Origin of the sequence: Jiella mangrovi (assembly GCF_017815135.1) — a bacterium.
GTDB classification, from domain to species: Bacteria; Pseudomonadota; Alphaproteobacteria; order Rhizobiales; family Rhizobiaceae; genus Jiella; species Jiella mangrovi.
In genome coordinates, this window is record NZ_JAGJCF010000027.1 from 1 (window position 1) to 13,141 (window position 13,141).

The following is a 13,141-nucleotide window of genomic DNA, read 5'->3' on the forward strand; positions in this document are numbered from 1 at the left end:
CAGCCTCATGCAACTGTTCAGGTTTCGAAGACGGCGCGGGAAGGGGCCATGCCAGGCACCGGTCTGCCTTGCGGACGACCAGGATTCTCTCGGCCTCCTTCCCGCCTCCCACCATACACCAATTCGAGCACACAGGATTCTCGGGACGGGGCCCGAGAATGACGAAGCGTCGAATGATGCGCCTTCTCGATCAAGTCGTGGCCGGCCCTCGAGGATCGTGTCGTGCGTCCAAATGGGCGCACAAAGGACGCTCTAACCTGTTAAATCTCCGCATCGTGCTTTCCGAAAATCGATTTCGATATTCGGGCCGATGCTGCAGATCGAACGAAAACCCTTTCAGCCCTTCGCCGTACGGGCCAGCGTCACGCCACGCCTTCTGGGCGTGATGGCGTCGTGATCTTCGTAGATCCCGTATTCGGTGGCCTGCTGATAGAGCATGTCGCCCTTGGCGCCGGCGAGAATCCGCAATTCCTTCAGTTCGCACAGGAGCGTGATCCGAAAGGCGAGGGCGCGCAGATGGACGCGGTTGTAGCAGAAGAATGCGAGTCGGGCCCGCTCCATCGGCGGGATGGCGCAGATCAGTTCCTCTCGCAGAGCCTCGTCCGAGCGCAACAGTTTCGCCAGGAGATCGAGGGGAACCGGACAGGTCGTCTCGTTGGGGATACCATCTCGGTTAGCTGCCATCGTGTTCTCTCTTTCCGGCTTCTGGCCCTTCATGCTCGGTTGAGGTCTTCTCCCGACTTCAACACTCTAGCTTTCGTGGCTTGTCCTGGCCTTGATCACGGGGACGTGAAAGATTGTATTTCGTAAGTCAGCTGCGATTTAATCTTCGACAGCCGAGGAAAAATCGACGAACTGATCATTTGTCTTTCGAATCAGTTGCGGAAAACTCAATTATAGATTGCGAAGCGTTGCGACTGCTATTGCAATCTAAAGCCATTCGTCACCGCAGCGACATGGCGATTTGTCGCAGATATTTTGCTTCTGCGACCAATATTTCCAGCTGATCAAGAAAAAGCCTGTCGAAGGTGATTATACTTCGGGTCGGCGCGACAGGGTCATATAGTTCACGTCCGTGTCGCGCGAGAGGCGCCATTCGTCGGCGAGTGGGTGGTAGACCACCCCGGTTTCGCCGAGCATCGAAAGGCCTGCGGCCTCGACCGGACGGGCGATCTCCTGTGGTCTGACCAGCTTGGAATACTGGTGGGTGCCCTTCGGCAGCCATCCGAGCACGTATTCCGCTCCGAAAATCGCAAAGCCGTAGGCCTTGAGGGTTCGATTGATCGTCGCGACGAACAAGAGGCCGCCAGGCTTCACCATTTTGGCGCAGGACGACAGGAACAGATCGACATTGGCGACATGCTCGACAATCTCGAGCGCCAAAACGACATCGAAGGTCTCGCCGCCTTCTGCGATATCTTCGGCGGTGGTGGCGCGGTAGTCGATCGCAAGGCCGGAGCCCTCAGCATGCAGCTTGGCCACTTCGATATTCGTCTCCGACGCATCCGCGCCGACGACCGTGGCGCCGAGGCGTGCCAGCGGCTCGGAGATCAACCCGCCGCCGCAGCCGATGTCGAGCACGGACAGGCCGGCAAAGGGTTTCGGCTGCATCGTGTCGCGGGCGAAATTCGTCGCCATCTCCTCGCGTATGTAGTCGAGGCGCACGGGATTGAACTTGTGCAGCGGCTTGAACTTGCCGGCGGGGTTCCACCACTCCTGGGCGAGGCGCGAAAAGCGCTCGATCTCGTCCGCGTCGATCGTGGTACCCTCTGACATCAGCCCAGCCCGTTCCATTCCTTGCTCCGCACACGGATGTTCGTCTCGCGGCCCCGAAGTCAAGGCGCGCGGCGGCACGCGGTCGTCGATCTTCCCGGCAAAACGGAATACTGTCGGCAAAGCCGAGGGCGCCTGCAAGCATCAAGTGGCTGCGGATGGCGGCCTTCGCCAGATCTCGCCGCTGTCGCCGGCGGTCTTGAGGCAAGGATTTTTCGCCGCGATCTACCGGCGAGCGGCATTTCGGAGGCAATGATTGCGCCTTTCGCCGCCATCGGTTAGGGAACGCGCGCCGAAGGGGCAGTCGCAGCGCTGCTTCGACGGTGTCAAAGAAAAGACGAACCGCCGGGCCCGACAGGGCGCCGCGCCCCCGAAGTGACTATCGCAGCTCATGGCCCGTCTCGTCCTGAAATTCGGCGGAACCTCCGTCGGCGACATCGACCGCATCCGAAACGTCGCCCGCCACGTCAAACGTGAGGTCGACGCCGGTCATCACGTCGCCGTCGTCGTTTCGGCCATGTCCGGCAAGACCAACGAGCTGGTCGGATGGTGCCGGCAATCCTCGCCGATCCATGATGCGCGCGAGTATGACGCGGTCGTCGCCTCGGGAGAGCAGGTCACCGCCGGTCTTCTGGCGATCACGCTGCAGGCGATGGGCGTCAATGCGCGCTCGTGGCAGGGCTGGCAGATCCCGATTCGCACCGACGGCTCGCACGGGGCCGCGCGCATCCAGGAGATCGACGCCAGCGAGATCGTGCGGCGGTTCGAGGGCGAGGGGCAGGTCGCCGTCGTCGCCGGCTTCCAGGGGATCGCGCCGGACAACCGCATCGCGACGCTGGGGCGCGGTGGCTCCGACACCAGCGCCGTTGCCATCGCCGCGGCGATCGCCGCCGATCGCTGCGACATCTACACCGATGTCGATGGCGTCTATACCACCGATCCGCGCATCGAGCCGAAAGCGCGGCGCATGGCCAAGATCTCCTTCGAGGAGATGCTGGAAATGGCCTCGCTCGGCGCCAAGGTGCTGCAGGTGCGCTCGGTGGAGCTTGCCATGGTACACAAGGTGCGCACCTTCGTGCGCTCCTCCTTCATAGATCCTGACGCTCCCGGCATGGACGACTTCGACAATCCGCCGGGAACCCTCATTTGCGACGAGGACGAAATCGTGGAACAGCAGGTCGTAACGGGTATCGCCTATTCCAAGGACGAGGCGCAGATATCGCTGCGCCGCGTCGAGGATCGGCCGGGCGTCGCCGCGGCGATCTTCGGGCCGCTGGCCGATGCCGGCGTCAATGTCGACATGATCGTCCAGAACATTTCCGAATCCGGCGATGCGACGGACATGACCTTCACGGTGCCGGCCGGCGATCTCGCCAAGGCGACGGCGATCCTCGAAGCGGCCAAGGCCGAAATGCGCTATGATTCGCTGCAGAGCGAATCCGGCCTCACCAAGGTCTCGGTGATCGGCATCGGCATGCGCAGCCATACCGGCGTCGCGGCAACCGCCTTCAAGTCCCTCGCCGCCCGCAGCATCAACATCAAGGCGATCACCACCTCCGAGATCAAGATCTCGATCCTGATCGACGGCGACTACACGGAGCTTGCCGTGCGCGCTCTGCACGGCGTTTACGGCCTCGACAAGGCTTGAGCCGACGGCTGCGTCGCATGGGGGTTTGAACGAACCGGTCACGGCGATCAACTGAAAGCGGCAGGGTTCTTGCTTCACCACGGTCAAATCCGGCACGATGGCCGCAAGATGCGGCAGTGAGTCGGGCCTATCGCTTTGTCGCCGAGAAGTATGGCGATGGGATAGTTTTGGATCGAGACTGGTCTCGGGTATCTTCCTCGATGCCAAAGGACGGAAGGCAGCGTTGAACAGGGGCGACACCTCAGGTCCGCGGGTGCTGATGCGCCGCATTCGGGAGCTCATGATCGAGCCCCTGGAGCCTCAGGCGCGTCTCGATCAGATCGTCAAGCTCATCGCCACGCATATGGAGACCGAGGTCTGCTCGCTTTATGTGCTGCGTGCCGACGGCGTACTCGAACTCTACGCGACCGAAGGCCTCAATCCGGGGGCGGTGCATCTAGCGCAGCTGAGGCTCGGCGAGGGCCTCGTCGGCACGATCGCCGCCACCGCCCGGCCGCATAACCTGTCGGACGCACAGAACCATCCGGCCTTCACCTACCTGCCGGAGACCGGCGAGGAAGCCTACGCAACCTTCCTCGGCGTTCCGGTGCTGCGCGCCGGCCGAACGCTCGGCGTCCTCGTCGTCCAGAACAAGGCGGTGGGCCGGGTCTATCCGGAGGAAGAATCCGAAGCGCTCGAGACCGTTGCGATGGTCATCGCCGAGATGATCGCGGCGGGCGGGCTGGAGGGGCTTCTGCGGCCCGGCGTCACGCTCGACCTCACACGGCCCGTCAGTTTCGAGGGCGTGCCGCTCTGCGACGGCATCGGCATCGGCCAGGTCGTCCTGCACGAGCCGCGCGTCGTGGTGTCGAACCTTTTCAACGAAGACGTGGAGAGCGAGGTTGCGCGGCTGTCCGAGGCGCTGACGATCCTGCGCAAATCCATCGAGGACATGCTGGCGCTGCGCGAGGTCGCCGACGAGGGCGAGCATCGGGCGGTGCTCGAGACCTATCGCAAGTTCGCCCGTGATCGCGGCTGGGTGCGCCGGCTCGAGGAGGCGGTTCGCAACGGCCTCACCGCCGAGGCGGCGGTCGAGAAGGTGCAGTCGGACATGCGCGCCCGCATGATGCATCTCACCGACCCCTACATGCGTGAGCGGCTGCACGATTTCGACGATCTCGCCAACCGGCTCCTGCGCCAGCTGATCGGCCAGGACGTCAACGGCAAGGACGTCACCGACGCGGTGGTCGTTGCCCGCAACATGGGCGCGGCCGAACTTCTCGACTATCACCGCGGGCAGATCCACGGTCTCGTCCTCGAAGAAGGGGCGGCGACCAGCCATGTGGTCATTGTCGCGCGCGCGCTCGGCATTCCGGTCGCCGGTCAGGTCAAGGGCGCCGTCTCGATGGCCGAGAAGGGCGATCCGATCGTGGTCGACGGCGAGAGCGGCGACGTCCATCTGCGTCCGCCGCCGGAGATCCAGAGCCTTTTCTCCGACAAGCTGCGCTTTCGCGCCGAACGCCAGCAGCGCTATCGTTCGCTGCGCGACCAGCCCGCCGTGACCCGCGACGGGACGCCGATCGGGCTGCAGATGAATGCGGGGCTTCTCGTCGATCTGCCCCAGCTTGCCGAATCCGGCGCCGAGGGAATCGGGCTGTTTCGAACCGAATTGCAGTTCATGGTCGCCTCGACCATGCCGCGCACCGGCGATCAGGAGCGGCTTTACCGCGCCGTGCTCGATGCTGCGGGCGAGCGGCCGGTGACCTTCCGCACGCTCGATGTCGGCGGCGACAAGCTGTTGCCCTATCTGCGCCAGAGCCCCGAGGACAATCCGGCCCTTGGCTATCGCGCGATGCGGCTCGCGCTCGACCGGCCAGGCCTTCTGAGGACGCAGCTGCGCGCGCTTTTGAAGGCGGCTTCCGGCCGCGCCGCGCGCATCATGTTTCCGATGGTCACCGACCTGTCCGAGATCCGCGCGGCGCGCGCCCTCATCTCGCGCGAACTCGAGCATCTGTCACGCTTCAACTACGTTCCGCCGAGGAGCCTCGAGGTCGGAGCGATGCTGGAAGTTCCCTCGCTGCTGTTCCAGCTCGATCCGCTGATGGCCGAACTCGACTTCGTTTCCATCGGTTCGAACGACCTGTTCCAGTTCTTCTTCGCCGTCGATCGCGGCAACGCCCATGTCGCGACACGCTACGACGATCTCTCGGTGCCGTTCTTGAGGGCGCTGCGGGAAGTCGTGCGGGCCGGAGAGCGGCACGGCGTTTCCGTCTCGCTCTGTGGGGAGATGGCCGGCCGGTCCCTGTCGGCCATGGCGCTGATCGGCCTTGGCTTCCGGAACATCTCGATGGCGCCGCCTTCGATCGGTCCGGTCAAGGCGATGCTGATGGCGCTCGAGGCATCGAGCCTGTCGGCCGAGCTCGATGCGCTTCTCGACGACGTTTCGCAGGCGGGGACGGCACGGACCCTGCTCGAGGATTTTGCCGCGCGTCACGCGATCCCATATTAGCGGGGGTGGGCGCAGACACCCTGAGGATCGGCGGAGCCGAACCGCCATCCTTTGACGATCCCGCAAAATCCAAGTCATTCAGCATTCGAACCGGACATCATGGCAACTCTGCCGAACACGACGTTGAACGAAATCACCCAGCGTTTCGCCATGCTCGAAAGGGAGATGGCGAAGGGGCTGGAGCATGAGGTCTATTCCAAGCTCGCGGCGGAATACGCCTCGCTGGAGGATGTGAATGCTGCGATCGGGGAGTACCGCCGGGCCGAGGAGGAACTGCAGGGCTCGCGCGCCCTCCTGAACGATCCCTCCGCCGACCGCGAGATGCGCGAGCTGGCTGAAGCCGAGATCGATAGTCTGAAGGAACAGCTCGAGGTGCTGAGCGGCCGGATCCAGCTCCTGCTCCTTCCCAAGGACGCCGCCGACGAAAAGGGCGCGATCCTGGAAATCCGCGCCGGCACCGGCGGTTCGGAAGCCGGGCTTTTCGCCGGCGATCTGTTTCGCATGTACCAGCGCTATTCGGAGCTCAACCGCTGGAAGGTCGAGGTCCTGTCGGCGAGCGATGGCGAGGTCGGCGGCTATAAGGAAGTGATCGCGGCGATCCGGGGCAAGGGGGTGTTCTCCCGGCTGAAGTTCGAATCCGGCGTTCACCGGGTCCAGCGCGTGCCTGAGACCGAGTCCGGCGGGCGGATCCACACCTCGGCGGCGACGGTCGCCGTCCTTCCCGAAGCCGAGGACATCGACATCGAGGTGCGTCCCGACGACATTCGCATCGACACCATGCGTGCCTCGGGCGCCGGTGGGCAGCATGTCAACACCACCGATTCGGCCGTTCGCATCACCCACATTCCCACCGGTATCGTCGTCACTTCCTCGGAAAAGTCGCAGCATCAGAACCGCGCCCGCGCCATGGAGGTTCTCAAAGCCCGGCTGTTCGACATGGAACGGCAGAAGGCAGACGACGAGCGCTCGGCCACGCGCAAGAGCCAGGTCGGCTCGGGCGACCGGTCCGAGCGGATCCGCACCTATAATTTCCCGCAAGGCCGGGTGACCGACCATCGCATCAATCTCACCCTCTACAAGCTCGACCGGGTGATCGAGGGCGAGATGGACGAACTGGTCGATGCGCTGGTTTCCGATCATCAGGCCCGGCTTCTCGCCGCCGTCGGCGTCGAGGACGGGGTGTGAGGACGTCGCAATGAGCGGCCCTGCCGATTCCGATGGCGGCGTCTCGACATCGGGCCTCAAGGCCGCGGAGCGAGGCGGCGCTTGTCTCGGCGAGCTCTATGACGAAGGGGTGCGTCGCCTTCGCCAGCCGGATACCGGAGCGACGTCTCCTTGCGGTGCGGGACTTTCCCCGACGCCCGACCTCGATGCGAGGCTGCTCCTTGCAGCGGTCCTCGGCGTCACGCCATCGCAGATCCACCGCGCGAGTGCCCGTCCCGTTACGCGGGGCGAGGCCGAGGCCTTCGCCGGCTTCCTCGCCAGGCGCCGTGAGGGCGAGCCCGTTCACCGCATCATCGGCCGCCGGGCCTTTTACGAACACGAATTCGAGCTCTCCCCGGACACCCTCGAGCCGCGGCCGGAAACCGAGCTTCTCGTCGATATGGCGCGGCCATTCGTCGACGGCGCGATGGCCGAGCGTGGGGCATGCCTCTTTGCCGATGTGGGAACCGGCACCGGGGCCATCGCCGTGTCGCTGCTCGCGCTCTGCCCGCTTGCCGAGGCTGTCGCCATCGACATTGCCGAGGGCGCGCTGGTGACGGCGCGGCGCAATTCGGAGGCTGCGGGCGTCGGCCCACGCTTTCATCCGGTGCTGACCGACCAGCTTGCGGGCGTTTGCGGTCCATTCGATGTCATCGTCTCGAATCCGCCCTATATTCCGACCAATACGATCGGAGAACTCGACGTCTCGGTGCGCCGCCACGATCCGATGCTGGCCCTCGATGGCGGCCCGGACGGGCTCGCGGCCTACCGGGCGATCGCCGAAGATGCGGGCCGCGTCCTGCGCCCCGGCGGTGCGGTGATTGTCGAGATCGGGCACGGACAGGCGGGGGACGTCGAGACCATCTTCCAAGCGTCCGGCTTTGCCGCTGCCGGCCGGTCGAAGGATCTCGCCGGGATCGAGCGGGTTCTCGTGTTGACGTCGGGGCGGCAGGAGCCCGAAGCTTTCGCGAAGCCCGCCAGTTTCTAGGCGGAAATGGTTATTCGAGGAAATAAGGCTTGTCGCTCCGGGGTTTCCTCTCTATTGTCGAGCGCGTACGGAGGAATCGAGGGGGACATCTCAGACGGCAGAGCCGGGAGATGCTCGAGATGACCGAATGGTCGTCCGTTGAACTGGCAAGACGGAACGCCAGTCGAAACCGACCTTAGAACATTTCCATCGCTGGCCCGTCCTCGAAGAGAGGGCCGCGCACAGGAGCATTTTGCACGCTCCCGACGTGGAACGTCGCTGGATGTTCCCGATACACAAGAGACAGGAAGAGCATGAGGCCAGGACAGCAGCAGAAGAACCGTATGCGCGGTCGTGGGCGCAAAGGTCCCAATCCCCTTTCGCGCAACTACGAGTCGAACGGTCCTGACGTCAAGATTCGCGGATCGGCCCAGCATGTCGCGGACAAATACGCGATGCTGGCGCGCGATGCTTCTGCCGCCGGTGATCGCGTCATGGCGGAGAACTATCTCCAGCACGCCGAGCACTACAATCGCATCATCGCCGCTGCCCAGGCGCAGTTTCAGCAGCCGCGCGACGATCGCGAAACGCGCGACAGCGACGATGACGAGGACGACGACGACAACTTCGACAACAACAGCTACAGCCGGAACGATCGCGACGACCGCAACAACGATCGCAGCGACCGGAATGACCGCAATGAGCGCGGCGATCGGCGCCAGCAGCATGGCAATGGCCGCGACGGCCGCGATCACGGTGGCGGCAATCGCAACAATCAGCGCAATCGCGACGACAATCAGCGCGGCCGGGACGACAACGGCCAGCGGGACCGCCGCGAGCGCAACGCTCCGGCCGGTTCTGGCCCGCAGCCCGTCATCATGCGCGGCGAAGGCGAAAACCGCGGCAACGGCCACGATGCCGGCGCGAACGGCGCCGCCGACGAGGCAGCCGCTCGGTCGAACGAGCGCTCGCCACGCGATCACGCGGCGCAGGGGCGTGGCGCCAATGGCCGGGACGATGCGTCCCAGGACGGCGCCAATGCCGAGACGACGCAGAACCCGATCGGCATGACGGCGGCCGAAGCTCTCGAAGAGACCCAGAGCCGCGCCAAGCGTCGACCGAGGAGCCGTCGTCCCCGGCTTGCGGACAAATACGAGGCGAATTCCGAGACGTCCGATGAGGCACCCGCCACGGCGGAAACCGCCCCGAGCGAACCGGTCGCCGAAGCCGCAAAGGCGGCCGAGGACACGCCGAAGAAGGCATCGACGCGTCGCAAGCCCAAGGCCGAAACCGCCGATGGCGAGGAAAAGCCGAAGCGCCGCCGCACCACCCGCGCGAAGAAGTCGGACGACGGCGGCGATGGCGACGGGGACGGTGAGAGCAACAATCAGGGTCTGCCGGACTTCCTGCTCGCCTCCAACGGCTGACGCGTCAACGCTCTCGTCACGAAATCTGCGGGCGTCACCGGTAACGGTGGCGCCCGTTTCTTTTGCGCAACCGGTATCGTCGGTGTTCGTCACAGGAGGGCGTCACTCGGCAGATCCGGTACGGGACGGGCCGGCGATACGGCGCTGAGGCTTTCCGCTTTTCCCCTTCGGCCAGCAGGGAGGTGCGGAAACGGCAACATCGGCCCGAAACTCGGAACTGATTTTTGGAAAGCACGATGCATTAGTTCAACAGATTAGAGCGTTCATCCAGCGTCCTTTCAGTTTGCACGACAGTCTCGTCGAACGGCGCATATCGAGTGCCTGACACTCCGGGATCAGGCGTCCACTTTTATCGCGGTCGTCATGCTCGGGCCCCGTCCCGAGCATCCAGCGCGCCGATTAAATGTCTGTTTTGTCGAACGTTTCTGGAGTCTCGGGACGGGGCCCGAGAATGACGAAGCGTCGAAAGCTGCGCCGTCTCGGTCAAGTCGTGGTCGGCCATCAAGCATCGCGTCGTGCCCTATAGCGTCCATTCGAACGTGCGGCGTTCCTGCCGGCGACTTGGAGCCTTACGACTTAAGCGGCCCGACGAGGCCGAACCGCGCGCGCTGCGGATCGGCGCAAGCGATGGTGAAGGAGCCGCCGGGCACCTCGCTGGGGCCATGACGCACATGTCCTCCCGGAGCCTTCAGCCTTTCCTGGGCTGCGTCGACGTCATCGACCGCGAAATAGACCAGCCACCCCGTCTGGCTCCCGGGGGGTGCGGCATCACGGCTCCGATGCGGCCATCGCCGGCATGCCAGGCCTCGCGGTTCGACGTTGCAACGGGCGTGACGAAACCCTGGAAATACGACATGGGACTGTTGCCTACTGTCGGTCTCGAGCGAGGAGACGGAAATTGCCGCGGTGATGGAGAGCGTGCGCTTCATCCGCCGGTCAGATTTTCTGACCCACCGGACCGATTTCTTTCGCAAGAGGTGGACGTGAAACGCTTTTAACGCTGTCGTTCAGGCCGCGTTCTCGGTCGTCGATGCAGTCCTTGCAAAATCACCGATCTGTTCTGCCAAAGCCGCCTGAAAGGCGGGTCTCGAAAGGCACCGGTCGAGATAACGTTCAAGTTGCGGGAAGCCCCGGAGAATGTCGCTGTGACCGAGACTGCGCAGGACGCTGGCCATCAGGATGTCGGGCGCCGAAAACGCGCCGAGGAGGAACTGCTCTTCACCGAGCGCTGCCTGAAGCTGCGACAGGCGGGTCGTGACAGCCTTCTCCGTGCGCGGGCGGAGCTTTGCCTTGACGTGCTCGTCGTCCATGAAGAAATCGATTTCGACGAGCTGTGCGACTGGCGGCTCCACCGAATTGAGCGCGGCGAAACACCAGGTGAGCGCCTGGCGGCGGCCTGCGGCGTCCTTCGGCAGCAGCGCTTCGCTTCTCTCGGCGATAGTCCAGACGATGGCGCCGGATTCGAACATCGAGCTGCCGTCGAGGTCGAGGGCAGGGACCTGGGCGAAAGGCTGGCGCGCCAGATGCTCGGCCTCGAGTTTCTGCTGATGATCGATCAGCCGGCTTTCATAGGGCATGCCGGCTTCGTTGAGCGCCCAGCGCACGCGAAGATCGCGGACGTGGCCATGAGCGAAATCGGGCACCCAGTCATAGGCCGTGACGACGACGGAATGCAGCTGCATCGGAACCTCCCAAATTCCTTGACAAATGAGTTGATATCAACATATATAGATCATGTCAAATACAAATGATTCGAATCACGAGCAGCCAAGACCGGCGGTCCCCTACACGACGACCATCCGGGTTCGCGACAGCTGCCTCTGCCTCCACAGCCAGCGCGCGGCGCGGGCGATCGCGCGAAAGTTTGATGAGGCGTTTCGCCCGCTCGATCTGAAGAGCGGCCAGTTCTCGATCCTGATGTCGCTGAACCGGCCCGAGCCGCCGACGCTCGGCGAGGTCGCGCAACTTCTCGGCATGGATCGCACGACGCTGACGGCGAATCTGAAACCGCTGGAAAGGCGCGGGCTCGTGAATGTTCGGCCGGATCGGACGGACAAGCGCTCTCGCCGTCTCGCCTTGACCGAAGCCGGGGTAGCGCTTCTCGTCGATGCGGTGCCTTTATGGGAGTGGACCCAGGCCGAACTCGAGGAGGCGCTCGGCATCGCCGGCGAGCCGGATGCGCTGCGCGCGGGGCTGAATGCGCTTGCCTGAGTGCTTCCGATCGAGCTGATGAGCGCGATACATGACGCAGTTTCCTTGCCTTGTCCGGCCTTTTGCCACATTGGCATGTTGCCAGAGAGCCGGATCGCGGCAAAGGAAGGGGATTGTCCGTGAACGAGCACTATGGAGACGGGGACCATCGCAACTATCGTGGACGCAAGATGAAGCCGTCGCCAGCGCCAGAGCCGCCGCGGCGGTCGCGCCAGTCCCGCAATCAGCTGGTGATCTTCCTCAATTTCTGTCTTTCGGCGGCGCTTTTTCTGGTGCTGGCCGCGGGGGCGGTGCTTTACTGGGGCAAGAGCGAGTTCGAGCGTCCCGGCCCGCTGAAAAGCGAAGCGACCTATGTCGTGCCGTCCTCAACCGGCGTGTCCGCTATCGCGAGCGGCCTCGAGCGCCAGGGGATCATCGCAGACGCGGACGTCTTCGAATACGGCGTGCGGCTCTCCGGCGCCGGGTCGAAATTGAAGGCCGGCGAGTTCGCCTTTGCGCCCGGCGCCTCGATGCGTCAGGTCATGGAAAAGCTGGTCAGCGGCCAGTCGATCATGCACGCCGTGACGATCCCCGAAGGCTGGACGGTCAACCGTGCCTATGAGCGCATCGCGGCGGCCGATTTCCTGAGCGGGGACATGCCCGGCGAGGTGCCTGAAGGAACGCTGAAACCCGACACCTATCTCGTCCAGCGCGGCACCACTCGAAAAGAGGTGGTGCAGCGGATGAAGTCGGCTCAGGATCGGCTCGTCCAGGAGATCTGGGACGGCCGCGATCCCGACCTGCCGATCAAGGATATCGGCCAGTTCATCACACTCGCCTCGATCGTCGAGCGCGAGACCGGCATTGCCGGCGAGCGGCCGCATGTCGCATCGGTCTTCATCAACCGGCTGAAGAAGGGCATGCGGCTCGATTCCGATCCGACGTTCCTCTACGGCGTCTATGGCGGCGCCGGCAAACCCTCCGGCCAGCCGGTGACCCAGTCCGACAAGGACAGCGACACCCCCTACAACACCTACAAGATCAGGGGTTTGCCGCCCGGGCCGATCGCCAATCCCGGCAGGGCGGCCCTGGAGGCGGTCGCCCATCCGCTTCAGACCGACGATCTGTATTTCGTCGCCGACGGAACCGGCGGTCACGCCTTCTCGTCGACGCTCAAGGAGCACAACAACAAAGTCGCGAAATATCGCAAACTCCAGCGCCAGCGCGCGGCCGAGGAGGAATCGAGTTCCGGCAGTGGTGGTTGAGCCGCCCGCGACGCGGCCGTGAACGCTAATCCCCGGCTTTCTGTCAAAGGGGCTTGATCCGCGGGCCGGGATGGGACAGTCCAGGAGCCCGAGGGATCGAGGCGCATGTCGCGCCGGTACCCGATTGGAGCGCCCTGCGTGCGAATGGACGCATGAAGGACGGTCTAGCCTATTGAAGCA

The 13,141-nt window shown here is 64.2% G+C and carries 11 protein-coding genes; 7 read left to right on the forward strand and 4 right to left on the reverse strand.

What is annotated here, in order from left to right:
- Window positions 1–336: 336 nt before the first annotated feature.
- Together J6595_RS21615 and ubiG are read right to left on the reverse strand one after the other, a co-directional pair.
- Complete coding sequence (locus J6595_RS21615) at window positions 337–684, reverse strand: hypothetical protein (RefSeq protein ID WP_209597675.1); 348 nt, start codon at window positions 682–684, stop codon at window positions 337–339.
- A gap of 348 nt (window positions 685–1,032) precedes the next feature.
- On the reverse strand, window positions 1,033–1,776 hold the full coding sequence (gene ubiG, locus J6595_RS21620) for a bifunctional 2-polyprenyl-6-hydroxyphenol methylase/3-demethylubiquinol 3-O-methyltransferase UbiG (protein WP_209597678.1): 744 nt from the start codon (window positions 1,774–1,776) through the stop codon (window positions 1,033–1,035).
- A gap of 388 nt (window positions 1,777–2,164) precedes the next feature.
- On the opposite strand from ubiG, the gene J6595_RS21625 reads away from it, so the two are divergent.
- The 5 genes from J6595_RS21625 (at window position 2,165) to J6595_RS21645 (ending at window position 9,506) form a co-directional block, all read left to right on the forward strand.
- On the forward strand, window positions 2,165–3,421 hold the full coding sequence (locus J6595_RS21625) for an aspartate kinase (RefSeq protein WP_209597679.1): 1,257 nt from the start codon (window positions 2,165–2,167) through the stop codon (window positions 3,419–3,421).
- Between the two features lie 280 nt (window positions 3,422–3,701).
- Window positions 3,702–5,909: a phosphoenolpyruvate--protein phosphotransferase gene (gene ptsP, locus J6595_RS21630; RefSeq protein WP_245199033.1), complete on the forward strand. Its 2,208-nt coding sequence runs from the start codon at window positions 3,702–3,704 to the stop codon at window positions 5,907–5,909.
- A gap of 99 nt (window positions 5,910–6,008) precedes the next feature.
- Window positions 6,009–7,094, forward strand: coding sequence for a peptide chain release factor 1 (gene prfA / locus J6595_RS21635; RefSeq protein ID WP_209597681.1), 1,086 nt, complete (start codon window positions 6,009–6,011; stop codon window positions 7,092–7,094).
- A gap of 10 nt (window positions 7,095–7,104) precedes the next feature.
- The gene (gene prmC, locus J6595_RS21640) at window positions 7,105–8,100 is read left to right on the forward strand and encodes a peptide chain release factor N(5)-glutamine methyltransferase (RefSeq protein WP_209597683.1); all 996 of its coding nucleotides are present in this window, start codon (window positions 7,105–7,107) and stop codon (window positions 8,098–8,100) included.
- A gap of 293 nt (window positions 8,101–8,393) precedes the next feature.
- Window positions 8,394–9,506 (forward strand): DUF4167 domain-containing protein, encoded by a 1,113-nt coding sequence (locus J6595_RS21645; RefSeq protein WP_209597685.1) that lies wholly within the window; start codon window positions 8,394–8,396, stop codon window positions 9,504–9,506.
- 569 nt (window positions 9,507–10,075) lie between these two features.
- Here the strand turns inward: J6595_RS21645 and J6595_RS23010 are convergent.
- Both J6595_RS23010 and J6595_RS21650 read right to left on the reverse strand, forming a co-directional pair.
- Complete coding sequence (locus J6595_RS23010; protein ID WP_425342196.1) at window positions 10,076–10,435, reverse strand: VOC family protein; 360 nt, start codon at window positions 10,433–10,435, stop codon at window positions 10,076–10,078.
- A gap of 78 nt (window positions 10,436–10,513) precedes the next feature.
- Window positions 10,514–11,188 (reverse strand): glutathione S-transferase family protein, encoded by a 675-nt coding sequence (locus tag J6595_RS21650; RefSeq protein WP_209597687.1) that lies wholly within the window; start codon window positions 11,186–11,188, stop codon window positions 10,514–10,516.
- A gap of 52 nt (window positions 11,189–11,240) precedes the next feature.
- On the opposite strand from J6595_RS21650, the gene J6595_RS21655 reads away from it, so the two are divergent.
- Complete coding sequence (locus J6595_RS21655; protein ID WP_209597689.1) at window positions 11,241–11,717, forward strand: MarR family winged helix-turn-helix transcriptional regulator; 477 nt, start codon at window positions 11,241–11,243, stop codon at window positions 11,715–11,717.
- A 119-nt stretch (window positions 11,718–11,836) separates the two neighbouring features.
- Window positions 11,837–12,961: an endolytic transglycosylase MltG gene (gene mltG, locus J6595_RS21660; protein WP_342453264.1), complete on the forward strand. Its 1,125-nt coding sequence runs from the start codon at window positions 11,837–11,839 to the stop codon at window positions 12,959–12,961.
- Window positions 12,962–13,141 lie beyond the last annotated feature (180 nt).